Source organism: Streptomyces sp. NPDC020780 (assembly GCF_044334475.1).
Lineage (GTDB): Bacteria > Actinomycetota > Actinomycetes > Streptomycetales > Streptomycetaceae > Streptomyces.
The window spans coordinates 230,232-253,577 of the sequence record NZ_JBIRTB010000004.1; the positions used below are offsets into that span (position 1 = coordinate 230,232).

The 23,346-nt window shown below is 72.5% G+C and carries 22 protein-coding genes; 10 read left to right on the forward strand and 12 right to left on the reverse strand.

All coding sequences use genetic code 11. The features are described 5' to 3' along the window. Positions 1–2: 2 nt before the first annotated feature. The 5 genes from ACH4VO_RS09865 to ACH4VO_RS09885 form a co-directional block, all read right to left on the reverse strand. Positions 3–1,151, reverse strand: a complete 1,149-nt coding sequence (locus tag ACH4VO_RS09865; RefSeq protein ID WP_360988475.1) for an acyl-CoA dehydrogenase family protein — start codon at positions 1,149–1,151, stop codon at positions 3–5. Next, positions 1,148–2,341: an acyl-CoA dehydrogenase family protein gene (locus ACH4VO_RS09870; RefSeq protein WP_360988473.1), complete on the reverse strand. Its 1,194-nt coding sequence runs from the start codon at positions 2,339–2,341 to the stop codon at positions 1,148–1,150. Before ACH4VO_RS09870 ends, ACH4VO_RS09865 begins: the two co-directional genes overlap by 4 nt. Further along, positions 2,338–3,306: an NADPH:quinone oxidoreductase family protein gene (locus tag ACH4VO_RS09875; RefSeq protein ID WP_360988471.1), complete on the reverse strand. Its 969-nt coding sequence runs from the start codon at positions 3,304–3,306 to the stop codon at positions 2,338–2,340. Before ACH4VO_RS09875 ends, ACH4VO_RS09870 begins: the two co-directional genes overlap by 4 nt. Before the next feature lie 103 nt (positions 3,307–3,409). Continuing rightward, complete coding sequence (locus ACH4VO_RS09880; RefSeq protein WP_360988469.1) at positions 3,410–4,009, reverse strand: XRE family transcriptional regulator; 600 nt, start codon at positions 4,007–4,009, stop codon at positions 3,410–3,412. 500 nt (positions 4,010–4,509) lie between these two features. Continuing rightward, positions 4,510–5,241, reverse strand: coding sequence for a PIG-L deacetylase family protein (locus tag ACH4VO_RS09885; protein WP_360988467.1), 732 nt, complete (start codon positions 5,239–5,241; stop codon positions 4,510–4,512). A gap of 222 nt (positions 5,242–5,463) precedes the next feature. On the opposite strand from ACH4VO_RS09885, the gene ACH4VO_RS09890 reads away from it, so the two are divergent. Further along, entirely contained in the window at positions 5,464–6,036 is a 573-nt protein-coding gene (locus ACH4VO_RS09890; protein ID WP_360988466.1) for a rhodanese-like domain-containing protein, read from the forward strand. Between the two features lie 266 nt (positions 6,037–6,302). Here the strand turns inward: ACH4VO_RS09890 and ACH4VO_RS09895 are convergent, their stop codons facing one another. After that, positions 6,303–7,595, reverse strand: a complete 1,293-nt coding sequence (locus ACH4VO_RS09895; protein ID WP_360988464.1) for an alpha/beta fold hydrolase — start codon at positions 7,593–7,595, stop codon at positions 6,303–6,305. 106 nt (positions 7,596–7,701) lie between these two features. On the opposite strand from ACH4VO_RS09895, the gene ACH4VO_RS09900 reads away from it, so the two are divergent. From ACH4VO_RS09900 to ACH4VO_RS09910, 3 genes are all read left to right on the forward strand, one after another. Beyond that, complete coding sequence (locus tag ACH4VO_RS09900; protein ID WP_360988462.1) at positions 7,702–8,865, forward strand: ATP-binding cassette domain-containing protein; 1,164 nt, start codon at positions 7,702–7,704, stop codon at positions 8,863–8,865. A 170-nt stretch (positions 8,866–9,035) separates the two neighbouring features. Next, on the forward strand, positions 9,036–9,866 hold the full coding sequence (locus tag ACH4VO_RS09905; protein WP_360988460.1) for an aldo/keto reductase: 831 nt from the start codon (positions 9,036–9,038) through the stop codon (positions 9,864–9,866). Positions 9,867–10,088: 222 nt separating this feature from the next. Continuing rightward, positions 10,089–11,063 carry an acetylxylan esterase gene (locus ACH4VO_RS09910; RefSeq protein WP_360988458.1) on the forward strand — a complete coding sequence of 325 codons (975 nt, stop codon included), beginning with the start codon at positions 10,089–10,091 and terminating at the stop codon, positions 11,061–11,063. Between the two features lie 154 nt (positions 11,064–11,217). Here ACH4VO_RS09910 and ACH4VO_RS09915 read toward each other — a convergent pair whose 3' ends face one another. Genes ACH4VO_RS09915 through ACH4VO_RS09930 form a run of 4 tightly spaced genes read right to left on the reverse strand, consistent with a single transcriptional unit; the run spans position 11,218 to position 14,031 of the window. Next, a complete protein-coding gene (locus tag ACH4VO_RS09915; RefSeq protein WP_360988456.1) occupies positions 11,218–12,177 on the reverse strand; it encodes an ABC transporter substrate-binding protein in 960 nt (319 codons plus the stop codon). Continuing rightward, complete coding sequence (locus tag ACH4VO_RS09920) at positions 12,174–12,851, reverse strand: ABC transporter permease subunit (protein ID WP_360988454.1); 678 nt, start codon at positions 12,849–12,851, stop codon at positions 12,174–12,176. Before ACH4VO_RS09920 ends, ACH4VO_RS09915 begins: the two co-directional genes overlap by 4 nt. Continuing rightward, positions 12,848–13,525 carry an ABC transporter permease gene (locus ACH4VO_RS09925; protein WP_360988452.1) on the reverse strand — a complete coding sequence of 226 codons (678 nt, stop codon included), beginning with the start codon at positions 13,523–13,525 and terminating at the stop codon, positions 12,848–12,850. The genes ACH4VO_RS09920 and ACH4VO_RS09925 overlap by 4 nt, the downstream gene beginning before the upstream one ends. A 56-nt stretch (positions 13,526–13,581) precedes the next feature. Continuing rightward, complete coding sequence (locus tag ACH4VO_RS09930) at positions 13,582–14,031, reverse strand: nitroreductase family deazaflavin-dependent oxidoreductase (protein ID WP_360988450.1); 450 nt, start codon at positions 14,029–14,031, stop codon at positions 13,582–13,584. A gap of 462 nt (positions 14,032–14,493) precedes the next feature. Between ACH4VO_RS09930 and ACH4VO_RS09935 the strand changes: the two genes are divergently transcribed. From ACH4VO_RS09935 to ACH4VO_RS09950, 4 genes are all read left to right on the forward strand, one after another. After that, positions 14,494–15,855 carry an FAD-dependent oxidoreductase gene (locus ACH4VO_RS09935; protein ID WP_360988448.1) on the forward strand — a complete coding sequence of 454 codons (1,362 nt, stop codon included), beginning with the start codon at positions 14,494–14,496 and terminating at the stop codon, positions 15,853–15,855. 102 nt (positions 15,856–15,957) lie between these two features. Next, complete coding sequence (locus tag ACH4VO_RS09940; RefSeq protein WP_360988446.1) at positions 15,958–16,578, forward strand: L-threonylcarbamoyladenylate synthase; 621 nt, start codon at positions 15,958–15,960, stop codon at positions 16,576–16,578. A 153-nt stretch (positions 16,579–16,731) separates the two neighbouring features. Beyond that, the gene (locus ACH4VO_RS09945) at positions 16,732–16,908 is read left to right on the forward strand and encodes a DUF6381 family protein (RefSeq protein WP_360988444.1); all 177 of its coding nucleotides are present in this window, start codon (positions 16,732–16,734) and stop codon (positions 16,906–16,908) included. 202 nt (positions 16,909–17,110) lie between these two features. Then, on the forward strand, positions 17,111–17,542 hold the full coding sequence (locus ACH4VO_RS09950) for a DUF2267 domain-containing protein (protein WP_360988812.1): 432 nt from the start codon (positions 17,111–17,113) through the stop codon (positions 17,540–17,542). Between the two features lie 76 nt (positions 17,543–17,618). On the opposite strand, the gene ACH4VO_RS09955 is transcribed toward ACH4VO_RS09950, so the two are convergent. Next, positions 17,619–18,005, reverse strand: a complete 387-nt coding sequence (locus ACH4VO_RS09955) for a metalloregulator ArsR/SmtB family transcription factor (RefSeq protein ID WP_360988442.1) — start codon at positions 18,003–18,005, stop codon at positions 17,619–17,621. A gap of 96 nt (positions 18,006–18,101) precedes the next feature. On the opposite strand from ACH4VO_RS09955, the gene ACH4VO_RS09960 reads away from it, so the two are divergent. Both ACH4VO_RS09960 and ACH4VO_RS09965 read left to right on the forward strand, forming a co-directional pair. Continuing rightward, positions 18,102–20,150 (forward strand): heavy metal translocating P-type ATPase, encoded by a 2,049-nt coding sequence (locus ACH4VO_RS09960; RefSeq protein ID WP_398440912.1) that lies wholly within the window; start codon positions 18,102–18,104, stop codon positions 20,148–20,150. A gap of 266 nt (positions 20,151–20,416) precedes the next feature. Then, positions 20,417–20,974 carry a hemerythrin domain-containing protein gene (locus ACH4VO_RS09965; protein ID WP_360988440.1) on the forward strand — a complete coding sequence of 186 codons (558 nt, stop codon included), beginning with the start codon at positions 20,417–20,419 and terminating at the stop codon, positions 20,972–20,974. A gap of 290 nt (positions 20,975–21,264) precedes the next feature. Here ACH4VO_RS09965 and ACH4VO_RS09970 read toward each other — a convergent pair whose 3' ends face one another. Continuing rightward, on the reverse strand, positions 21,265–23,316 hold the full coding sequence (locus ACH4VO_RS09970; protein WP_360988438.1) for a CocE/NonD family hydrolase: 2,052 nt from the start codon (positions 23,314–23,316) through the stop codon (positions 21,265–21,267). Positions 23,317–23,346 lie beyond the last annotated feature (30 nt).

The window sequence follows — 23,346 nt, forward strand, 5'->3', positions numbered from 1 at the left end:
CGTCACGGCGCGGGCAGTTCCATCAGCTCGGCGACGGTCTCGCGGTGGCGTCCCGCCGTTCCGTACGCGAGGGAGTCGGCCTTGGCCCGCTTCAGGTACAGGTGCGCGGGGTGTTCCCAGGTCATGCCGATCCCGCCGTGCAGTTGGACGCACTCCTCCGCCGCGTGCACCGCGGCCTTGGAGCAGTAAGCCTGGGCCACGGCCACCGCGAGCGGCGCGTCCGGGCTGCCGGAGGCCAGCGTGTCCGCGGCGTTGCGGGCGGCGGCGCGTGCGGAGACGACCTCCAGCCAGAGCTGTGCCATCCGGTGCTTGAGCGCCTGGAAGGAACCGACCGGGCGGTTGAACTGGTGGCGCTCCCGGGTGTACCGGACGGTCTCCGTCAGGCACCACTCGGCGATGCCGAGCTGCTCGGAGGCGAGCAGCCCCGCCCCGGCCCGCAGCCCCTTCGACACGGCCCCGGCCGCTGATTCGGGTCCGGCCAGCAGGGTTCCGCCGGCCCCGGTCAGGGTGACCGAGGCGAGCGGCCGCGTCAGGTCGAGCGGGACCAGGGGCCGGACGGCGACCCCCTCCCCCGCGGCGGCGACCGCGAACAGCCCCTCGCCGGTGGGCACCAGGAGCACATCGGCCGTCGCCGCCTCGGCGACACCGGCGACGGTCCGCTCGAGCGTGCCCGCCATCGCCACGCCGGCATCGGCGGCGGAAGCGGTGAACGGGAGGGCGAGGACGGCGACCTTGCGGCCCGCCGCCAGGTCGCCGAGGAGTTCACCCGCGGGCCCGCCGGGCGCACCGAGCGCGAGGAGGGTCTCGGTGGCGACGACGGCACTCGTCAGGTACGGGGCCGGCGCGACGCTCCGGCCGAGTTCCTCCAGGACCACCGCGGCCTCGCGGTGGCTCGCCCCCTGGCCGCCGAGTTCGTCGGGGACCAGCAGTCCGGCCGCTCCGATCCCGGTGGCGAGCGATTCCCAGAGCTGCGGGTCGTACGGCGTGCCGGACTCGGTGGCCGCGATCACGGCCGGCGCGCCGGCCCGGTCGGCGAGCAGCGAGCGCACGGCGGACCGCAGGTCGTCCTCGGCCTCCGAGTACAGCAGGTCGGGGCGTCCGGGTGCGTTCTGTGCGGCCCCGGTCGGTGCGGCTTCGGTCGGTGCGCTCATCGGGCGAGATCCTTCCAGGCGACGTCCTTGTCGGTACGCGGTTCGGCGGGCAGGCCGAGGACACGCTCGGCGACGATGTTGAGCAGGACTTCGCTCGTACCGCCCTCGATGGAGTTGCCCTTGGAGCGCAGGTAGCGGTACCCGGCGTCACGGCCGGTGAAGTCGACCAGCTCGGGGCGGCGCATGGTCCAGTCCCCGTACAGCAGGCCTTCGTCACCGAGGAGTTCGACCTCGAGGCCGCTGATCTCCTGGTTGAGGCGCGCGAAGGCGAGCTTCATGCCGGAGCCCTCGGGGCCCGGCTGGCCGGCGACGAGCTGCTGGCGCAGCCGCTCGCCCGTGAGCCGGGCGACCTCGGCCTCGACCCAGAGCGTGACCAACCGCTGGTGGAGGTCGTGGGTGCGCAGTTCGGGGCGCTCGCGCCAGGTCCTGGCGACGGTCCCGATCATGCCGCCCTCGCGGGGGATACGGGCGCCGCCGATGGACACGCGCTCGTTCATCAGGGTGGTCTGCGCGACCTTCCAGCCGTCGCCGACGGGGCCGAGCCGCCTGCTGTCGGGGATGCGCACGCCGGTGAGGAAGACCTCGTTGAACTCGGCCTCACCGGTGATCTGGCGCAGCGGCCGGACCTCGACGCCGGGGTCGGTCATGTCGCAGATGAAGTAGCTGATGCCGCGGTGCTTGGGCACGTCCGGGTCGGTGCGTGCGATCAGGATCGCCCAGCGGGCGACGTGGGCGCTGGAGGTCCACACCTTCTGCCCGTCGACCACCCAGTCGCCCCCCGCGTCCCGTACCGCACGCGTGCCGAGGGCGGCCAGGTCGGAGCCGGCGCCGGGCTCGCTGAAGAGCTGACACCAGACCTCCTCACCGACCCAGAGCGGGCGCAAGAAGCGCTTCTTCTGCTCGTCGGTGCCGTACCGGAGGAGGGTGGGAGCGGCCATCCCGAGGCCGATGCCGATGCGGCGCGGGTCGTTGTCGGGGGCCCCGGCGGCGGCGAGTTCGGCGTCGACGACGGGCTGCAGGGAGCGTGGCGCGTCGAGTCCGCCGAGGCCGGCGGGGTAGTGCACCCAGGCCAGTCCGGCGTCGAAGCGCGCCGTGAGGAAGTCGGTCGGGACGGTGGTGGCCGGCGGGTGGGTGGCCAGCAGTTCTCGGGTGCGGCGGCGGATCTCCGCCGCGTCGGGGGCGGTGCTCATCGGGTGCCTCCCGCCGGCAGGACGACGATGCGGCCGGTACTGGTGCCGTCGGCGACGCGCTGGACGGCGCGTGCGGCACCGGCCATCGGGACGCGCTCGCTGACCAGGGGCCTGACGACCCCCTGTTCGGCGAGTGCGGTCAGTTCGTCGTGGCAGGCGCGGACGGCGGCCGGGTCCTTGGTGGTGTACAGGCCCCAGTGGAGTCCGGCGATCGAGTAGTTCTTCACCAGGGCGTGGTTGAGGCCCGGCGCGGGGATGGTGCCGCTCGCGAACCCCACGACGACGACGCGGCCCTCGAACGCGATGCACTTGACGGATGCGGCGTAGGCGTCACCGCCGACGGGGTCGTAGACGACGTCCGCACCGCGTCCTGCGGTGGCCTCCTTGACCACCGCCACGATGTCCTCGCTCCGCCGGTCGATGACCAGGTCGCAGCCCAGCTCGCGGGCGGTCGCGGCCTTCTCGGGGCCGCCGGCGACCCCGATGACGGTGGCGCCCGCCGCCTTTCCGAGCTGGACGGCCGCGCTGCCGACACCGCCCGCCGCGGCGTGCACGAGCAGCGTCTCGCCCGCCCGCAGGCGTGCGCGGCGGTGGAGCCCGAACCAGCCTGTCTGGTAGCCGATGTGCAGGGCGGCCGCCTCGGCGTCGTCCAGGCTGTCGGGAGCGGGGAGCAGGGAGGCCTCGTCGGCGACGACGTAGTCGGCGAAGCCGCCGTTCGGCAGGGCGGGGGTGGCGAGCACCCGGCGCCCGTCCGCCGTCTCGCCGCAGATCTCCACGCCGGGGGTGAAGGGCAGTGGGGGCCTGACCTGGTACTGGCCGCGGCAGAGCAGGGCGTCGGGGAAGTTGATGTTCGCCGCGCGCACCTTCAGCAGCACCTGTCCGTCGCCGGGGACCGGCCGGTCCGTCTCTTCGAGCTCCATCACCTCGCCCGGCTCGCCGTTCCGGTGCACTCGCCATGCCTGCATGAGGGGCCTCCACAACACTGTCGGCGTTACCACTGCTCCGGCGCATACTAAGCAGTCGCTTGCCTCCCTGGGAACACTTCGGGGCGGGCGGACCGGAGTCCCTTCATGCCCGTTTCGGCCTCGCCCTGACGTGCATCCGTTCACCCTGCGGCCCGAACAGGCTGAGGAATTCCACCGGATCGTCGCCCACCGGCCCGAACCAGTGCGGCAGCCGGGTGTCGAACTCGGCCGCCTCACCGGGGACCAGCACCAGGTCGTGGTCGGCGAGCAGGAGCCGAAGCTTCCCGGAGAGGACGTACAGCCACTCGTACCCCTCGTGGGTGCGCTGCTCGGGCACCTCTTCGCAGGGCGCCTCCTGCACGACCTTGTACGCCTGCAGGCCGCCCGGCCGGCCGGTGAGCGGCAGGGAGGTCTTCCTGCCGTGGACGATCGGCTTCGCCCTGACCCGGGGGTCGCCGACGGGCGGCGCCCCGACCAGGTCGTCGAGCGGCACCTCGTGGGCCCGGGCGATGGGGAGCAGCAGTTCGAGGCTGGGGCGCCGGCCGCCCGACTCCAGCCGGGACAGGGTGGAGACGGAGATGCCGGTCGCCTCGGAGAGGGCCGAGAGCGTCACCCCCCGGTCCTTGCGCAGTCGGCGCAGCCTGGGGCCGACTCCGGAGAGTACGGCGTCGAGCTCCGGTTCGTCCTGGGTTCGTTCCTTCATGAGGCCATTGCAGGTTCGGCAAACCCCTTTGTCAATCCGGAAAAGGGCAGGAGCACGGAGGACACGTCGGCCCGCAGGGGACCCTGGCCGGTCCGGGCGCCCCGGCGGGCTGGAGGCGACGCGTCGGCCGGGTACGGACACCGGGCTGTTCCCACCTGCTCCGGGTCACGGTCACCGTACGCGTGATCGTCCACTCTCCCGGCCCGACGACGGGGGTGGTCCGACGCGCCCGCTCCGCGTCGCGGCCCGCGGGACTTCCGTCGGCCACCGCGCTCCTCACCGGCCTGGCGACGGTGCACGAGCCGGCGGTCTCGTCGCCGGCCGGTCCCGACCACGGGTGTGCCCGCCTCTTCGTGGTCGTCCAGGCGCTCCGCCTTCCCGGCGCGGGCGGGCGGACCAAGCCGTACGCGCTCGCCGCCGGGGCAGGACGGCCTGTCCGCCGCTCGTGGCCATGAGCGGGGGCCGTCACCTGCCGCCGCAGGACCGGCGCGCGGTACGCCTCAGCGGGCGAAGACCTCGAAGGCGACGGCCGGACGGCCGCCGAAGCGTTCGGAAAGAGCACCGGTCGTACCGGTCAGGAAGGTGCGGCAGTACGTCTCCGGGTCTTCGTCCGTGAGGACCTCGATGTAGGTGCGGTGGGCCAGCAGCGAGCGGACAGCCCGTTCGAATCCGGGGGCCGCGTCGACCGCGTGGGTGGGCCGGTCGGTACCGGCCACCGCCACCCACCGCACCCCGTCCCACGGTTCAAGCCCCTGCTCGGTCAGTTCCGGGAAGATCCAGCGGTTGCCCGCGTCGCCCGCCGCGTCCAGGGCCGCCCGGCCGACGGCACGGTGGTCGGGGGTGTTCCACACCGTCCCTCCCCAGGTGTCGCGGTGGTTGAGGGTGATGAGCAGTTCGGGACGGTGGCGGCGAACGGCGGCCGCGATGTCACGGCGGAGTGCCGGTCCGTACTCGATCACTCCGTCCCGGTGGTCCAGGAACTCGACGGCGCGGACGCCGACGGCCGCCGCGCTCTCACGCTGCTCCCGCTCCCGCAGCGGGGCACACTCCTGCGGCGGAATCGTGTCGATGCCGGCTTCGCCGCGACTGGCCAGCAGGTAGGTGACCTCCCGCCCCCCGTCCGTCCAGGCGGCGACGGCCGCCGCGCAGCCGTATTCCAGGTCGTCCGGGTGCGCGACGACGGCCAGCGCCCGCCGCCAGTCCGAGGGCATGGGTTCCAGGTGTTCCGTCATACCGGCCAGGCTATCCACGGCGGGTGTGACGGACGGCGCATTCCGTAGGCGGATCCGGGCAGGGGCAGTGACATCGGGCGGGGCACGGACCGGCCGGATCCGCGCGAGGCGATGGTTCCCATACCCCTCCGGGTATCGTGGGTGGCCGGAGCAGGCGGGACCGGCACCGCCCCGCACCCGCCCTGCCCCTGCTCCGCTCCGGCGAACGAAAGGAACCCGCTCGTGCCCAGCACCGCTTCCCTCTCCCCCGCCCAGGCCGCAGCCCGTCTGACGGAGTTCACCGTCATCGACGTCCGCGCGCCGGGCGAATACGCCTCGGGCCACGTGCCCGGCGCTCTGAACATCCCGCTCGACCGTCTCCCCGAGGCCGTCCCGGCGCTGAAGTCCGCCTCGGCCCGCGGCTCGCTGCTGGTGGTGTGCGCCTCCGGCGTCCGCTCCACCCGGGCCTGCGAGATCCTGTCCGACGCCGACATCCAGGCCGCGACCCTGTCCGGCGGGACGTCCGCGTGGGAGAACGACGGGCATGGCCTGGACCGGCCGGAGGGCGGCTCGGTGACCTGGGCGATGGAGCGCCAGGTGCGCTTCGCCGCTGGTTCCCTCGTGGTCGCCGGTCTCCTGGCGGGCACCCGCTTCCCGGCGGCCCGCTGGCTGTCGGCGGGCATCGGCGCCGGCCTCGTCTACTCCGCGGTGAGCAACACCTGCGGCATGGCGGCCGCGCTGTCCAGGCTCCCGTACAACCGTGCGCCGCGCGGCGCAGACGACCTGGACGCCACCCTGGACGCCCTGCAGCGCTGACCCGCGCCGGAACCCCCGCCCAGGGTTCCCATCCGGACCGGGCCGGTTCGCGGGTCCGGGTCCGGACGAGGGGTCAGCCGCCGAGTCGACGACGCTCGTGATCAGGACGTCCGGCCTGGCCGAGGCTGTACCGGCTTCCCGACGGGCGCCCGACGACAGCCACGGCACCTCGCCGCGTCGCCGGACGCCCCCTCTGTCGCACATGCGGACGCCGTGCGAGGCACCGCATCCGACGCCGCGCGTGGATCCCCCGTCACGGACAGCCCTCAGCGGTCGCACTCACCCCGGACGAGGGCGAGCAGCCGGTCCAGAACGCGGGGCCCGCCCGCTCGCAGTCCGTCGTGCTCGAACTCGCTCGTGACCCAGGTGCGCAGCCCGCGGATCGAGGCGGCGGTGCGCAGCGAGTGAGCCGTGTCGACGTACATGTCGTCGTGGTACACGGCCGCCGCCACGGGTACCTCGTTGGCCGCGAGCCGCTCCGGGTCGTACAGGGCGGGCCAGTCGGTCCGGGCGGCGAGGAGTTCGGCGGTCTCGCGCAGCGGTCGCAGCGCGGGGTCGACCTCGAAGTGCCACGGGTGGATGCTCTCGCCGGTGAACATCACGGGGCCCTCGCCCGCGCCCGCGTCGAACTGCGGGAACTCGGCGCGCACCCGCTCGGCGGACCATGCCGTGGGTCGAGCACCCTGACCGTAGATCGCCTCGTGCATGAGCGCGTACAGCGGGTGGCCGGCGAAGGAGGTGGCCGCGCGCATGGCCTCCTGGAAGGCGTCGGAGAGCTCGGTGCCGTCCGGACCCGTGACGAAGGCGTTCTCCAGGAGGTGGTGCAGCTGGTGGCTGCCGCTGCCGCCGCCCAGCAGGATGCCGAGCGACCGGAATCCTTCGGGTGTCAGGTGGTGGCCGCCGTAGTCGGGCCGGTGCTCGGCGAGGTACGCGGCGATCGCCCGGGCCCGGGCGACGTCCTGCGGGTAGCGGGCGTAGTGCGCGGCGACCTTTCGCTCGATCCGCGGGTAGGCGGCCCGGTAGACGTCGTCCGCGTGGGCGTCCAGGGACGGCAGTCCGCCGGTGATCAGTACCCTTTCCAGGCCTTCGGGAGCGGCTGACAGGTACCGCACCGCGCAGAACCCGCCGAAGGACTGCCCGAGAACGGTCCACGGTGTGCCGCCGGTGAGCCGCGGGCGGATCAGTTCGCAGTCACGGACGATGCTGTCGGAGCGGAAATGGGCCAGGTAGTCGGCCTGTTCGCGGGGGCCGCCGCACAGGGGCAGGGTCTGCCGGTTGGCCGGGGTGGACAGGCCGGTGCCGCGCTGGTCCAGGAGCAGGACCCGGAACTCGCGCACCGCGCGTCCCAGCCAGGCCTCCGTGCCGATGAAGCGGCGGGCGCCGAAGCCGGGGCCGCCTTCCAGGTAGAGGAGCCACGGCAGGTCCCCGTCCGCCTTCTCGCTTGCGACGGCCTCCCGGCCGTAGATCTCGATCGTCTTCCCGCCCGGGTCGGCGTGGTCGAGAGGGACCGTGAACCGGTGGTCGGTGAGGACGAGGCCGGGATGGCGATAGCTGTTCAAAGGTGCTCCTGTGTCCGGTGCTTCCCGGACAGTCCAGCACACGGGCCGTGACCCGGGCGGCCCCGGCCCGTGTGCGCCCGGCCGCCGCTGCTCCTACCGTGCACTCATGATCCGGTTCGAGGACGTCGGCAAGGTCTTCCCGGACGGCACGACCGCGGTGGACGGCCTGTCCTTCGAGGTGGGAGAGGGTGAGCTGGTCACCCTTGTCGGGCCGTCCGGCTGCGGGAAGACGACCACGATGATGATGGTCAACCGGCTGATCGAACCGACGTCGGGACGGATCCTGGTGGGCGGGGAGGACGTCTCCGCGATGGACCCGGTCGTGCTGCGCCGCAGGATGGGTTACGTGATCCAGCAGGTCGGCCTCTTCCCCCACCGGACCGTGCTGGACAACACCGCGACCGTCCCCGTCCTCCTCGGCTGGAAGCGCGCCAGGGCCCGGGCGAGGGCGGCCGAGCTGCTGGACCTGGTGGGGCTCGACCCGAAGACGTACGGCTCCCGCTATCCCGCCCAGCTCTCCGGCGGCCAGCGCCAGCGGGTGGGGGTGGCCCGCGCGCTGGCGGCCGACCCACCGGTGCTGCTGATGGACGAGCCGTTCGGGGCGGTGGACCCGGTGGTGCGCGAGCGGCTGCAGAACGAGTTCCTCACCCTGCAGGCGGCGGTCAGGAAGACCGTGCTGCTGGTGACGCACGACATCGAGGAAGCGGTGCGTCTGGGCGACAGGATCGCCGTGTACGGCGAAGGGCGCATCGAGCAGTACGACACTCCGGGAGCGGTGCTCGGGACTCCCGCGACCCCGTACGTGGCACGGTTCGTGGGGTCGGACCGCGGTCTGAAACGGCTGTCGGTCACGGCGATCGAGCCCGATGACCTGGAGGAGCCCCCGACCGCGCGCCTGGACGAGCCTGCGGGCACGGCCGCCGCCAGGCTCGGTGCGCTGGGCGCGCGGTGGGCGGTCGTACTGAACGGTGCGGGGGAATTGCACGGCTGGGTGGCGGCGGACGCGTTGCGGACCGCCGGGCAGCACGGCACCGTGGGCGACCTGGCCCGGCGCATGGACGCGTGGGTTCCTGTCGGCTCGCCGCTGAAGCAGGCGTTCAGCGAGATGCTGCAGCACGACGCCGGGTGGGTGGCCGTACTCGACGGAGCACGGTTCCTCGGCGTCCTGACCCCGGCGAAGCTGCACGAGGCGCTGCGGCGGTCGGTCGACGCGGACGCGCGGGGCGTCCGGCGGGTGCAGGTGCCGTTCGACTCCATCGCGGACGCGTAGCGGATCCGCCGAACCGGAGAGGTGTCCCCCGATCGGGCATCTAGCCCGCGTATGCAATTATTGTCAGCAGCGGTAAACATCGCACGCAAGTAAATGCGAAGTGCGGTCGCCGCCGGGTCCGCCCGGATATCCGCACCCCCGCACCCCCGCACCCCAAGGAAAGGCCTCTCATGCCCCCGGTCCCCACCCTCACGCTCACGCTCAACAACGGTGTCACCATCCCCCAGCTCGGCTTCGGTGTCTTCCAGATCCCCGACGACGAGACCACCACGGCGGTGACCGAGGCGCTCGACGCCGGCTACCGCTCCATCGACACCGCCGCCGTCTACGGCAACGAGGTCGGCGTGGGCCGTGCGCTGGCCGACTCCGGACTGCCGCGGGACGACCTGTTCGTCACCACGAAGGTGTGGAACAGCGATCAGGGCTACGACGCCACGCTCGCCGCCTTCGACGTGAGCCTCCGCAAGCTCGGCCTCGACCACGTGGACCTCTACCTCATCCACTGGCCCACTCCGGCGCGCGGCCTCTACCCCGAGACATGGCGCGCCCTGGAGAAGCTGACGGCCGACGGCCGGATCCGGGCGGCCGGGGTCTCCAACTTCCAGCCGGCCCATCTGCACCGTCTGATCGAGGGGAGCTCCCTCGTCCCCGCGGTGAACCAGATCGAGCTGCACCCCGGTCTCCAGCAGACCGAACTGCGCGCTCTGCACGCCCGCTACGGCATCGTCACCGAGGCCTGGAGCCCGCTCGCCCAGGGTGCGCTGCTCGACGACGAGGTGCTGACCACGATCGCCGGGCACCACGCGAAGTCGCCGGCCCAGGTCGTGCTGCGCTGGCATCTCCAGCTCGGCAACGTCGTGATCCCCAAGTCGGTCACGCCCGCCCGCATCCGGCAGAACATCGACGTCTTCGACTTCGAGCTCTCGGACGCCGAGATGGACGCCGTTGCCGGCCTGGACCGGGGCATGCGCACAGGCCCGAACCCCGAGACCGTCAACTGAGACCGCGCGCGGGCGGTCCCCCCGGGCCTCCGCCGCACCCACCCGCCCGGTAGGGCGGTCCCGTCACGGCTGGCGCGGGTACCGGTGCGACGCCACGGCCGCCCGGCGGTCGGAGGGGGCCGCTCGCGCCGGGGCCAGGAGGCCGGACACCACTTCTTGCTCCGGGTCGTCCGCCGTACGGTATGACCGTTCACCTGAGCTGATGACGTAAGGCGGTCCCGCATGGCCCTGTTCGATCTCCCTCTGGAAGAGCTGCGCTCCTACCGCAGCCGGTCGGTGGAGCCGGAGGACTTCGACGCCTTCTGGTCGGCCACCCTGGACGAGGCCAGGACCCACGACCTCGACGCCCGCTTCGAGCTGCTCGCCGACACGGGCCTGTCGACGGTCGAGGTGTACGACGTGACGTTCGCCGGCTTCGGCGGCCACCCCGTCAAAGGCTGGCTCGTCCTGCCCGCGGGCACCACACAACCGCTGCCGCTGGTCGTGGAGTTCCTCGGTTACGGAGGCGGGCGCGGCCTGCCGCACTCGCACCTGCTCTGGGCCTCGGCAGGTACGGCCCACTTCGTGATGGACACCCGCGGCCAGGGCAGCGGGTGGGCGCCGGGCGACACCGCCGACCCCGTGGGCAGCGGGCCGGCGTTCAACGGGTTCATGACGCGGGGCATCGAGGACCCGTACGCGTACTACTTCCGGCGGCTGATCACGGACGCCGTACGCGCGGTGGAGGCGGCCCGCTCGCATCCGCTGACCGACGCGGCCCGCACCGCCGTGATCGGCGTGAGCCAGGGCGGCGGCCTCACCGTCGCGGTCGGCGGGCTGATACCCGACCTGGCGGCCATCGCCCCCGACGTCCCGTTCCTCTGCGACTTCCCCCGGGCGACGAGGCTGACCGACCGGCTCCCCTACCGGGAGATCGGCAACTACCTGAAGACGCACCGCAACAGCGCCGAGCGGGCGCGGGCGACGCTGGCCTACTTCGACGGGGTGCACTTCGCGGCCCGCGGGCGGGCGCCCGCGCTCTTCTCGGCGGCGCTGGAGGACCAGACCTGCCCGCCCTCCACGGTCTTCGCCGCCTTCAACGCGTACGCGCACCCGGACAAGGAGATCGAGGTCTACGACTTCAACGACCACGAGGGTGGCGGCCCGTTCCAGCAGGCGGTGCAATTGGCCAGGCTGCCGAGGCTGCTGAAGGGCTGACGGCTGGGCCCGGCACACCCCTCTCGACCTGCCGGAGGCGCGCGGCGTCGCATGCCCGTCCGCCCCGTCGTGCTCGCCGCCGTACGCGGGCCACGGGGACCGGCCGCCCGTCAGCTCCGGCCCCTCGACGGCCCCTCCCGTCGGCTGGAACGGCTCAGCTCCTCGGGACGAGCTTCTTGGATTCCAGGTAGGTGCGGGCGACGTCCTCGGGAAGCCTGCGCCAGCTGTCGACCTGCTCGTTCATCCGGGCCAGGTCGGCCGTGGTCAGTACGGTGTTGAGCCGCCCGAGGGCATCGCGCACCCCGGCGCTGCCGGCCCGGGACCGGTTGACGACCGGTACCAGGTGGTCGGCGTTCTGCAGGTGCCTGTCGTCCGCGAGGAGGACGAGCCCGAAGTCGTCGAGGGTGGCGTCCGTCGTCGTGGTCAGGACCATGTGGTCGGCGCCGTTCCGGACGGCGTGCTTGGCCTGGGTGGTGCCGACGCCCTTCGGGTCGACGGCGGTGATGTCGATGCCGTACGTCTTCCTCAGCCCGGGGGCGCAGTAGGGGCGTTGTACGCATTCGTCCCCTGCGGCCAGGCGTACGGGGAGGCCGGATCGGCCCAGGTCGCTGAGGGTGCGCAGCCGGTGTTCGGCGGCGTACCGCTCCGTGACCGCGAAGGCGTTCTGGTCGACGGCGCGGCCCGGGGGGAGGACGGTGAGGCCGCGGGGTGCGGCGAGGGCGCGCAGGGCCTTCATGGTGGTGGCGAGGTCGGGTGAGCCCACCGGGGAGGCGTCGGCGCCGTTGGCCTTGGCGTTCAGCCAGTCGGCGAAGGTCGCGGCGTACTCGGGTACGACGTCGATCTGGCCGCTCTCCAGGGCGGGTTCGTAGATCTCGCGGTTGCCGACGGAGAGGATCCTGGTCGAGTAGCCCGCCCGTTCCAGCAGGAGCGCGTACATCCGGGCGAGCAGGTCACTTTCGGTGAAGCCCGCCGATCCGACGGTCAGGTGCCTGCTGTCCCCGGGCGGCGCGGTGACGTCTGCCCGGCTCTCCAGACTCGGGCCGGTGGAGCACGCGGTGAGGACGAGGAGCAGGAGCGCCGCCACCGTGCGGGCGGCCTGTCGCGGCCGGCTCATGACCGCTTCCGGGAGCGGGTCCGGTCCGGGAGCAGCCTCTGCCCCGCCTCGAAGATCCCTTCGACAACCAGAGCGAACGCGGCGACGAGGACGGCTCCGGCGACGACCTGCGGGGTGGAGGCCAGGTTGAAGCCCGCCGTGATGATGCGGCCGAGCCCACCGCCACCGACGAGTGCGGCCAGGGTGGCGGTGGCGACGAGCTGGACGGCCGCGATACGTACTCCGGTGATCACGAGCGGGAGTGCGAGGGGCAGTTCGACCTGGCGCAGCACCTGCGTACCGGTCATGCCCATGCCCCGGGCTGCCTGTACGACGTCCTGGTCGACCTCGCGCATCCCGACGTAGGCGTTGGTGAGCAGCGGCGGGATGGAGAAGAGGACCAGCGCGATGACGGTCGGCCCCTGCCCGAACCTGCCGACCGGAGTGAGCAGCAGGAGGACCAGGACGGCGAAGGTGGGGACGGCCCGGCCGATGTTGGAGATGTTGACGGCGAGGGCACCGCCCCTGCCGAGGTGACCGAGTACGAGGGCGACCGGCAGGGCGACGGCGCAAGCGATCAGCAGGCAGACGACGGTGAGGAACAGGTGCTCCGCCAGCCGGCTCCCGATGCCGTCGGGGCCCGGCCAGTGGGCGGGTGCGGTGAGCCAGGACCAGGCGTCCGCGAGGGTGCTCACCGGCCTCTCCTGATCCAGGGTGTCGCCAGCCGCTGCACCGCGAGGAGCAGCAGGTCGGCGGCGACGGCGATGACGACGCACAGGACGGAGGCGGTGAGTACCTGGGCCTTGAAGTAGGTGTTCATGCCCGCGTAGATGAGGTTGCCGAGCCCGCCGAAGCCGACGATGGCGCCGACGGTGACCAGGGAGACCGCCGAGACGGTGGCGATGCGCAGCCCCGCCATCGCGGCGGGCAGGGCGAGCGGGAGCTCCACGGTCAGGAGCATGCGGAGAGGGCCGTAGCCCATGCCGCGCGCCGCCTGCCGGGTCTCCTCGGGTACGGCGCGCAGTCCGGCGAGGATGTTGCGGACGAGGAGCGTCAGCGAGTAGAGGACGAGTCCGGCGACGACGAGCGCGGCGGACAGCCCGTACGCCGGCAGCAGCAGCGAGAACATGGCCAGCGAGGGGATCGTGTAGAGGACGGTGGTCAGCGCGAGCACGGGCCCGGCCGCCCAGCGCCGGTGACGGGCCGCCAGGGCGAGGGGTACGGCGATCACCAGCCCGAGCAGGACGGAGGCGGCCGTCAGCTGGAGGTGCTGGAGCGTGGCGTCCCAGAGGATCTCGCGCCGGCTGGTGAGGTAGGCGCCGCAGATCCACTCGTTGCGCGCGAGGCAGTCGTCGGGGGGCGCGGTCACCCGTCCATTGGAGCCGTGGGGGCGGAGTGACCGCGCGCCTTGTTCGACTGTTCGGACTACTCGTCCTGGGCGGGGGCGGGGGCGAGGACGAAGACGGGGATCTCCCGGTCGGTCTTGGTCTGATAGTCGGCGTAGTCGGGGAACGCCTCGACGGCGCGGCTCCACCACACGGCCTTCTCCTCCCCCGTGACCTCTCGGGCGACCATGTCCTTGCGTACCGTGCCGTCCCGGAGTTCGACGTGGGGGTCGGCCAGCACGTTGTAGTACCAGACAGGGTGCTTGGGAGCACCGGCGAGGGAGGCGACCACGGCGTACTCGCCCTCGTGCTCGACCCGCATGAGGGGGGTCTTGCGGATCTTGCCGCTCTTGGCACCGCGCGTCGTCAGAAGGACGACGGGCAGTCCCCGCATCGTCATCCCCTCGGTGCCGCCGGAGCTCTCGATGAGCTCGACCTGCTCGCGCACCCAGGGCGTCGGGCTCGGTTCGTACTCGCCCTCGATCGGCATGGCACGTGTCCTTTCGTCGGAACAGCTCTCGAGTCGCTCGGGCTGCTTGTCGGAGTGCTGAGGTCGCGCGCGGTCCCGCCTCGCCGGTGCGGCCACCCCGCCGCGAGTCACGGAGTCCTGCCCGGCCAGGTCCACTCCTGGAATTCTGCGTCTCCACCCCATCATGGCCGCATCAGTGATCACGCATGCACGCAAGGGCGTCCGAAACGTTCCACGCCCCCAGACGTCTCACCTTATGAGACACTGTCTCATAAGGTGAGAATCTCATGTCTGCTTCCGGCGTCACTCAGCCCGGGAATCCGAGACGATATGGGCACTTTCATGTCCTTGCTACCCATATGCGACCTTGCCCCGGCCAGAGTATGCCCGGCCGGAGGGCATACCGTAGATGCGGCGGAGTAAGCCATGCCTTACTCCGCCGCACTCTGCCCGTGCCCGTCCGCCCCGAAGGAACAACACTCCATGACACGCCCCGTCCGCGTCGCCATCGTCGGAGCCGGTCCCGCCGGAATCTACGCGGCGGACGCCCTGCTCAAGTCCGAGGCCGCACAGGACCCGGGTGTATCCATCGACCTGTTCGAACGCATGCCCGCTCCCTTCGGTCTGATCCGTTACGGAGTGGCTCCGGACCACCCGCGGATCAAGGGCATCGTCAAGGCGCTGCACCAGGTCCTGGACAAGCCGCAGCTGCGGCTGTTCGGCAACGTCGACTACCCGCGCGACATCGGCCTGGACGATCTGCGGTCCTTCTACGACGCCGTGATCTTCTCCACCGGCGCCGACGCGGACCGCGCGCTCGACATACCCGGGATCGGCCTGGACGGCTCGTACGGCGCGGCCGACTTCGTCGCCTGGTACGACGGGCACCCCGAGGTCCCCCGCACCTGGCCGCTGGAGGCCGAGAAGGTCGCCGTGCTCGGCGTGGGCAACGTGGCCCTGGACGTGGCCCGCATGCTCGCCAAGACGGCGGACGAACTGCTCCCCACCGAGATCCCCGCGAACGTGTACGAGGGGCTGAAGGCGAACAAGGCGCTCGAGGTGCACGTCTTCGGGCGGCGCGGCCCGGCGCAGGCCAAGTTCAGCCCGATGGAGCTGCGCGAGCTGGACCACTCGCCGAACATCGAGGTCATCGTCAACCCCGAGGACATCGACTACGACGAGGGCTCGATCGCCACCCGGCGGGAGAACAAGCAGGCCAACATGGTCGCCTCCACGCTGGAGAACTGGGCGATCCGGGACGCGGGCGACCGCCCGCACAAGCTGTTCCTGCACTTCTTCGAGTCCCCGGTGGAGGTCATCGGCGAGGACGGCCGCGTCGCCGGCCTGCGTACCGAGCGGACCGAGCTCGACGGCACGGGCAACGTCAAGGGCACGGGCCGCTTCACGGACTGGGACGTGCAGAGCGTCTACCGTGCGGTCGGCTACTACTCGGAGGAGCTGCCGAAGCTGCCCTTCGACATCGTCTCCGGCACCGTCCCGCACGCTGCGGGGCGCGTCCTGGCCGGCGAGGAGCCGATGGCCTCGGTGTACGTCACCGGATGGATCAAGCGCGGCCCGATCGGTCTGATCGGGCACACCAAGGGCGACGCCAACGAGACGGTGGCCTGCCTGCTGGAGGACCACGCGGCCGGCCGGCTGCCGGAACCCGCCGAGCCGGGGCCGGACGCGGTCGTCGACTTCCTGGAACAGCGGGGCGTCAGGTACACCACCCGTGACGGGTGGCACCGTCTGGATGCCCACGAGCAGGCCCTCGGCGCGGAACAGGGCCGCGAGCGGATCAAGGTCGTCGAGCGCGGCGCCATGCTGGACGCGTCCGGAGCCTGACCCGCCGGCCGTCCGCGCCCCCGCAACTCTCCCGGACAGGGGGTTGCGGGGGCGCGGTCCCGCCCCGGGCGGCGGGTCCGCCGTCCGCCGTAGACTCGGCGGATGGCGAAGTATTTCGACGTACACCCCGAGAACCCCCAGCGGCGCACCATCAGCAACGTGGCCGACAGCATCCGGTCCGGCGCGCTCGTCGCGTATCCGACGGACTCCTGTTACGCCTTGGGCTGCCGGCTGGGCAGCCGCGACGGCATCGACCGGATCAGGTCGATCCGCGATCTCGACGAACGCCACCACTTCACCCTGATGTGCGAGAACTTCGCGCAGCTCGGCCAGCTCGTCCAGATCGACAACGACGTCTTCCGCGCGATCAAGGCGGCGACGCCGGGTAGTTACACGTTCATCCTGCCGGCCACCAAAGAGGTGCCACGGCAGTTGCTGCACCCGAAGAAGAAGACCGTCGGTGTCCGGATCCCGGACCACGCCGTCACCCAGGCGCTTCTCGCCGAGCTCGGCGAACCGCTGCTGTCCAGCACCCTCCTGCTGCCCGACGAGGAGGAGCCGTTGACGCAGGGCTGGGAGATCAAGGAGCGCCTCGACCACGTGGTGGACATCGTGCTCGACTCCGGCGACTGCGGTACCCGGCCGACCACGGTCATCGACTTCTCCGGCGGCGAGACGGAGATCGTACGCCGGGGCGCGGGCGACACCTCCCGGTTCGAGTGACCGAGCCGGTCCGGGCGCCCGCCGCTCAGGCGTGGACACTCCGGCGTGGGCACTCCGTCCACTCCGCGCTCCGCGGGGTCCCGCTGAGATGCGGTCACCCCCCGGAGCCTGGTTCCGTGGAGGTGTGCTCCCCGCACGGCCGAAGGAGTGATCATGAGTGATGGCGGCGCGCAGAAGATGCGCGACAGGGCGAAGGATCTCGAGAACACGGCGGAACGCACCGCCGACCCCGAGGAACAGCAGCGGCTCAGGGACGAGGCCCGACGCCTCCGGGCCCGGAGCGAGCAGGCCAGTGGCATGGCGAGCGGTGACATCTATCCCTGCGAGTAGTCGCCCCCGGTCCCCCGCCCCCGGGTCGTCCTGGGGACCGGGCGGGTCGGGAGAGACCCGCCGGGCTTGCCGTCCCCGGCCCGCGGTGTTATCACCGGAACTGTGGTGACGTCTGTGGAACACGCGGAGGGCGGGGTGCGGTCTCCCCTCCCCCACCCCGTTCTCCGCCCCCGCTCCTCGCGAAGGGGACCCGGTGACGTACATGAGATGGCAGGCGTTCCTGGATGCGGTCCGGGAGCGGGGCGAGTATCCCTCCGCCATGGAAGCGGAGCGGGCGTCCCGGGTGGTTCTGGCCCTGCTCGGGGCGCATCTGGTCGGTGAGGAGCGCAACGAACTGGCGGCCAGACTGCCGGAGACCTTCGCCCTCATCCTCCTCAACCCGCTCCAGGCCGCGGAGCCCCTCGCGCCCGACCGCTTCGTACGCGCGACGGCCGCCTGGATCGACGGTGCCAGCGAGCAGACCGCGGCTTGGGACACCGGCGCGGTCCTGAGCGTAGTGGCCGACGCGGCGGGTGAGGAGCTGCTGCAGCGCCTGCTGCTGCAGCTCCCTCCGGGGTACGACCTGCTGTTCGGGCGTCCTGGCAGCGGCTCGGCGAACACGTCCCCGGGCCCCGGAGCCGCCGACGACGCGTGAGCGCCCGTTGACCCGGCAGTGATACAGACCGTGGATTCCGGTGAGTCCGGGCGGCCGACCGGATCTACCGGGTCTACTACCGGGCGGAGGTCGCCGCCGCCGGTTCGGCGGGCACGTCACGCAGTCCGAGGCGTAGGTGCTCGACGTGGAAGAGGGCCTGGTCGAGCAGCTCGGCCACGTGGTGGTCGTACAGCGCGTACACGATGGAGCGCCCCTGCCGCTCGCCGGCCACCAGGCCGAGGTTGCGCAGCAGACGCAACTGGTGGGAGCAGGCGGACGGTTCCATCTCGACGGCCTCCGCCAGGTCGCCGACCGCGCAGGGGCCTTCCTGGAGGCGTGCCAGGATGCGGAGCCGGGACGGGGTGGCCAACGCCTGGAGGGTCGCGGCGACGCCGGCCGCCCCCACGGCATCCAGGCGCTCGCGGGTGGTGGCGGTGCTCTGCTGGTCGCGTCCGTGGCCCATGCCGTCCATTCTACGGATGACACATGAAGACCTGTTCATATATTCCTGTACGGTGGCGGTGTCGCCCTGGCCTCTGCCTCCGAAGGTTGCTCCCGCATGTCTCCTGCCGTCGCCCGGTCCGCCCGCACCGCCGGCCCCGGTGGAGCCCTCTCCGGTACGGACGGAGTCCCACGACGCCGTACGCGGGTGTTCGCCCTGATGGAAGCCCGCTGGGCCGGGGCCGCGCTCCTCCTTTTCCTGATCGCCATGCCGCTGCAGCTCACCGGCGCTCCCGTCTGGACGTGGGGCCCGCTCCACGCCCTCGTGTACGCGGCCGGCGGCTGGGAGCCCGCCCTGGCCGGGGTGCGGGCACTGAGAGGGAAGGTGCTGGACGTCGACCTGTTGATGATCGTCGCGGCGCTGGGCGCGGCCTCGATCGGCCAGGTCATGGACGGCGCCCTGCTGATCGTCATCTTCGCCACCTCCGGAGCCCTGGAGGCGCTGGCCACGGCCCGTACGCAGGACGCGGTCCGCGGCCTCCTCGACCTGGCCCCGCCCACCGCCGCCCGGCTCACACCCGACGGCGGGGAGGAGACGGTCGCCACGAAGGACCTGGCGGTCGGCGACCTCATCCGCATCCGGCCGGGTGAGCGGGTGGGCGCCGACGGCCGGGTCCTGGACGGGGCGAGCGAGGTCGATCAGGCCACCATCACCGGCGAACCACTGCCTGTGACGAAGGAGGCGGGGGACGAGGTCTTCGCCGGGACGGTGAACGGTACGGGAACCCTGCGGGTCGCCGTCACGCGTGACGCCTCGGAGTCCGTGATCGCCCGCATCGTCGCCATGACCGAGGAGGCCGCCCGCACCAAGGCCCCCACCCAACTGTTCATCGAGAAGGTCGAACAGCGGTACTCGCTGGCCATGGTGGCCGCCACATCGGCCGTCTTCCTGGTTCCCCTCCTCCTCGGCGCGGACGTGACCGACAGCCTGCTCCGAGCCATGACCTTCATGATCGTCGCGTCCCCGTGCGCGGTGGTCCTGGCGACCATGCCGCCACTGCTCTCCGCCATGGCCAACGCCGGACGCCACGGGGTCCTCGTCAAGTCCGCCGTCGTGATGGAGCGCCTCGGGCAGGTCGACGCGGTGGCGCTGGACAAGACGGGCACCCTCACCGAAGGCACGCCCAGGGTCACCGACGTCCGCCCCCTGAACGGTTCCGGGCTCGGCCGGGACGCGCTCCTGGCCCTTGCCGCGTCCGCCGAGCACCCCAGTGAGCACCCCCTGGCCCGCGCCGTCGTGACCGCCGCCCGGGAGCGCGGGCTGGCGCTCTCCCCCGCGACGGAGTTCACCTCGGCACCCGGCACGGGAGTGGCGGCCTCGGTCGACGGCCACCGTGTCGAGGCCGGCGCCCCTGCCCGGCTCCTTCGTGACACCTCGGCGCCCGTGGCGGCCCTCGCCTCGGTGGTCGCCGCGGAACTGGAGGAACGGGGCCGCACCGCCGTGCTCGTACGGCGGGACGGCCGCCCGGTGGGGATCCTGGGCATCGCGGACCGTCTCCGGCAGGACGCCGCCGGGACCGTCACGGCGCTGGCCGCACTGACCGGCCGGCCACCGATGCTGCTGACCGGGGACAACCCGCGAGCCGCGGCCCGTCTGGCCGCCGAGGCCGGCATCACCGACGTCCGCGCCGGGCTGCTCCCCCAGGACAAGGCCGCGGCCGTACGCGAACGGGAGGCCGCCGGACGCAGGGTCCTGGTCGTCGGCGACGGGGTCAACGACGCGCCCGCCCTCGCCGCCGCCCACGTGGGGATCGCCATGGGGCGGGCCGGGTCCGACCTGGCACTGGAGGCGGCGGACGCGGTGGTCATCCGCGACGAACTCGCCGCCGTGCCCACCGTGGTCGCGCTGTCCCGGGCGACCCGGCGGCTGGTCGTGCAGAACCTGGTCATCGCCGGTGCGTTCATCTCCGTCCTCGTCGTCTGGGACCTGGCGGGCCACCTCCCCCTGCCGCTCGGTGTCCTGGGGCACGAGGGGTCCACGGTCCTGGTGGGCCTGAACGGCCTGCGCCTGCTACGTGAGTCGGCCTGGCGGCGCGCGGCCGAGCGGACCCCTGCGGAAGGGCCCCGTACCGCTCGCCGTCCTTCCCGGACCGGCGCCACCGCCTGAAGGGCCCCCGCCGGAACGGTCCGGGCCCGGACGGTGGCCCCCTGCACGAAGGAGCCCCGGTACGCCGGCTCCCCCCGATGCCGGGCGTGTCCCTGGGCCGAGTGGACGCGGACGGTCGCCCGTGCCGGGGCCGGGCGGTGGGATGGGAGGCAGCACTGCCGTCCTGTGGGGCGCGTGGATGCAGGCCGCCGGGACGGGTACGCACCGGGCGGACGGCGGGGCGGTCCGGCCACCCCCGACCGGACCATCGAGAGAGGAAAGCCAGCATGGGACACGGCGGAAACGTCATCAGCGAACTCACGGCGGACCACCGCGAGGTGGACTCCCTGTTCGCCCGGATCGAGGAGCAGCCGGTCGGCGACGAGCGCCGCCGGGAACTCGCCGACGAACTGACGGTGGAACTGGTACGGCACGCGGTCGCCGAGGAGCAGTACCTCTACCCCGCCGTCCGGAGATACGTCGACGACGGGGACGACATGGCGGACAAGGAGATCGAGGACCACGCCGCCGTCGAACGGCTGCTCAAGGACCTGGAGGGACGCGCCGCCGACGAACCGGCATTCGACGACCTGGTCGCGAAGCTGAGGTACCAGGTCACCGCCCACGTGCGGGACGAGGAGGACCGGCTCTTTCCGCTGCTCGCGGCGGCCTGCTCCCCGGCGGCGCTGGACGAACTGGGCGACCGGATCCGCAAGGCGAAGAAGACGGCGCCGACCCGCCCCCATCCCTCCGCCCCGGACACCCCGCCCGCCAACAAAATCCTCGCCCCGGGCGCCGGCCTGGTGGACCGGGCCCGGGATCTGGTCACCGGCCGCAAGGTCTGACCGCGGCCGGCCCGGCTCGGGTGCCGCTGTCGCGGAAACACCGAGCCGGGCCGGCGGACTGGGGCCGGGGGCCGGCCCCACCACGGCCGAGGGTCTGTCCAGGCTGGTCACGGCCGGCCAGGGCGGGCACGGCATGTATCCGGGCGCGGCAACACCTGCGGGGACCGCGCGGTGAGCGCAGGCCTCACCACGGGCGCCGCCCGTGCGGGCCACCGCACTGCCCGGACCGACGCCGCGCCACCGGCTGGTGGCCGCCGTCCCGGCCCGCCGCGTGGCCGGGACGGCCGGTCTCACAGGTCCTCGCGGGGGACCTTCTCGTTCCACGTACGGGAGAACACCCGCCGCTCGCCCTCGTATCCGTCCAGGGTCGCCGAGACCGTGAACTCCTCCTCGTCCGAGGTGAGGACCGTGCGGGTCTCGACGCGGACGTCCCACCCCTCGCGCCGGAACGTCATGGTCCAGGCGGACTCACCGCTCACCGACCCGAAGTCGTCGGCCACGCTGGTGTACCGCTCACAGGCCCGGAGTCCGACGTCGATGCCGTTCTCCTCGTAGCGGTTCAGGCCGCGGTCCTTGACGATGTCCAGTGCCGAGCGGTAGTGGATGAGGTCCCGGGAGACCTCCCAACGTTCCTCGGGACCCGAGAGCCGCGTGACGGCGGGCGGTTCGCAGCCCTCGGGTTCACCGAAGGGGCTGCGGGGCACGTCGTCGGGCTCGTCCGGGGGGCGGACCGGCAGGTTGAGGGCGCAGCCCTCCTCGTACACGGTGAGCAGGACGGGCCGCGGCGGGGGCCAGGCCAGCGGCCAGTACGAGGTGGAGAGCGACAGCCGGATGCGGTGGCCGGGCGGGAACGCCTGGGCGACCCCGTTGAGCTGGAGCGTCGCCCGGTAACGTCGGCCCGGTTCCAGCCGTTCGGAGGTCTCCCTGTCGTCGCGGCGGGTCAGATTGAGCACCCCGTACGTCACGCGGGTGGCCCGGCCGTCCGGCGCGACGTCGGAGAGGCGCGCGGCCACCTGGGCGACCGGCTGCGAGCTCGACACCTCCAGATCGACGCTGGGGGCGCCCAGGATCTCCATCCGTTCGGTGAGCGGCGGGGTGTCGAAGACGAGCGAACCGCCGTCCTCCTCGCGCTGGTCGTAGGGCAGATCGGGCGGGGCGTTGTACGAGGCCCACTTGCCGGCGAACTGGCCGACGGACAGGGGGGACTGCACGGTGTGCACACGTGCGGCAGGCAGGTTCGCCGGCCCCTCCTGGGCCCCCGGGGCCCCGGGGAGGACCACCGTGCGGTTGCGCAGCGGGTGGGCCACCTGGCTGACGTGCGGTGAGGGCCAGGCCGGCTCGCCGACCCAGCGGCCGGGCCGCTCCTCGTACGACGTGGACGGCGGCACGCTCTCCTGCATCCAGGCGCTGAGCATCGGCCCGTCCATGACCCCGTTGTCCACGCCCTTGAGCCAGTGGTCCCACCACCGGACGACCTCCTGCAGGTAGCCGATGGCCGGGCCGGGCTCCCCCAGGTGCGGCAGTTTGTGCGACCAGGGGCCGATCAGCCCCTTGCGAGGGACGTCGACGTTGCCCAACAGCCTGGTCACCGCGTTGGAGTAGCCGTCGGCCCAGCCGCTGGAGGCCAGGACGGGGCAGCGCAGGGCCGCGTAGTCCTCGCAGAGCGAGGCGTGCTGCCAGTAGGCGTCTCGGTGCTGGTGGCGCAGCCATTCCAGTACCCAGGGGCGGGTGCCCTCCAGCCGTTCCTGCCACATGGGCCGCCAGCGGTCGCCGACGAGGGCCGGGTCGGGCGGGCAGGTGGCGTAGGCGAACATGGTGCCGGCCTCTGCCAGGTTGTCGGAGAGCATCGCCCCGCCCATGTAGTGCATGTCGTCGGCGTAGCGGTCGTCGGTGAAGGAGGCGACGGCGATGGCGCGCAGACCCGGTGGCTGCCGTGCCGCTACCTGGAGGGCGGCGAACGCTCCCCAGGAGATGCCCATCATCCCGGTGTTGCCGTCGCACCAGGGCTGGTCGGCGAGCCAGGCGAGGACCTCCTCGGCGTCGCGCTGCTCCTGCTCCAGGTACTCGTCCCGCAGCACGCCCTCGGACTCGCCGGTGCCCCGGATGTCGACGCGGACGCACGCGTACCCGTGGCCGGCGACGTAGGGGTGGTGGATGGCGTCGCGGACGGAGGTGAGGTCGTTCTTGCGGTACGGGATGTACTCGAGGACGGCGGGCACCGGTTCCTGGTCGGAGGCGGTGGGGCGCCAGATACGGGCGGAGAGCCGGACCCCGTCGGCCATGGGGATCGTGACGTGATTCTCTTCCTTCGTCGCGTACGGCAGTTGGTTCACGTAGCGCATACCGGTGTGGTGCTCCTTCCGGCCGGGTGC

Excerpts from the sequence above, each read along its gene's own strand:
- ACH4VO_RS09960 (WP_398440912.1), top strand. The coding sequence starts at position 18,102 with ATGTCTCCTGCCGTCGCCCGGTCCGCCCGCACCGCCGGCCCCGGTGGA.
- ACH4VO_RS09865 (WP_360988475.1), bottom strand. The coding sequence starts at position 1,151 with ATGAGCGCACCGACCGAAGCCGCACCGACCGGGGCCGCACAGAACGCA.
- ACH4VO_RS09950 (WP_360988812.1), top strand. The coding sequence starts at position 17,111 with ATGAGATGGCAGGCGTTCCTGGATGCGGTCCGGGAGCGGGGCGAGTAT.
- ACH4VO_RS09905 (WP_360988460.1), top strand. The coding sequence starts at position 9,036 with ATGCCCCCGGTCCCCACCCTCACGCTCACGCTCAACAACGGTGTCACC.
- ACH4VO_RS09955 (WP_360988442.1), bottom strand. The coding sequence starts at position 18,005 with ATGGGCCACGGACGCGACCAGCAGAGCACCGCCACCACCCGCGAGCGC.
- ACH4VO_RS09885 (WP_360988467.1), bottom strand. The coding sequence starts at position 5,241 with ATGACGGAACACCTGGAACCCATGCCCTCGGACTGGCGGCGGGCGCTG.
- ACH4VO_RS09965 (WP_360988440.1), top strand. The coding sequence starts at position 20,417 with ATGGGACACGGCGGAAACGTCATCAGCGAACTCACGGCGGACCACCGC.
- ACH4VO_RS09870 (WP_360988473.1), bottom strand. The coding sequence starts at position 2,341 with ATGAGCACCGCCCCCGACGCGGCGGAGATCCGCCGCCGCACCCGAGAA.
- ACH4VO_RS09935 (WP_360988448.1), top strand. The coding sequence starts at position 14,494 with ATGACACGCCCCGTCCGCGTCGCCATCGTCGGAGCCGGTCCCGCCGGA.
- ACH4VO_RS09910 (WP_360988458.1), top strand. The coding sequence starts at position 10,089 with ATGGCCCTGTTCGATCTCCCTCTGGAAGAGCTGCGCTCCTACCGCAGC.
- ACH4VO_RS09875 (WP_360988471.1), bottom strand. The coding sequence starts at position 3,306 with ATGCAGGCATGGCGAGTGCACCGGAACGGCGAGCCGGGCGAGGTGATG.
- ACH4VO_RS09945 (WP_360988444.1), top strand. The coding sequence starts at position 16,732 with ATGAGTGATGGCGGCGCGCAGAAGATGCGCGACAGGGCGAAGGATCTC.
- ACH4VO_RS09930 (WP_360988450.1), bottom strand. The coding sequence starts at position 14,031 with ATGCCGATCGAGGGCGAGTACGAACCGAGCCCGACGCCCTGGGTGCGC.
- ACH4VO_RS09915 (WP_360988456.1), bottom strand. The coding sequence starts at position 12,177 with ATGAGCCGGCCGCGACAGGCCGCCCGCACGGTGGCGGCGCTCCTGCTC.
- ACH4VO_RS09940 (WP_360988446.1), top strand. The coding sequence starts at position 15,958 with ATGGCGAAGTATTTCGACGTACACCCCGAGAACCCCCAGCGGCGCACC.
- ACH4VO_RS09970 (WP_360988438.1), bottom strand. The coding sequence starts at position 23,316 with ATGCGCTACGTGAACCAACTGCCGTACGCGACGAAGGAAGAGAATCAC.
- ACH4VO_RS09880 (WP_360988469.1), bottom strand. The coding sequence starts at position 4,009 with ATGAAGGAACGAACCCAGGACGAACCGGAGCTCGACGCCGTACTCTCC.
- ACH4VO_RS09900 (WP_360988462.1), top strand. The coding sequence starts at position 7,702 with ATGATCCGGTTCGAGGACGTCGGCAAGGTCTTCCCGGACGGCACGACC.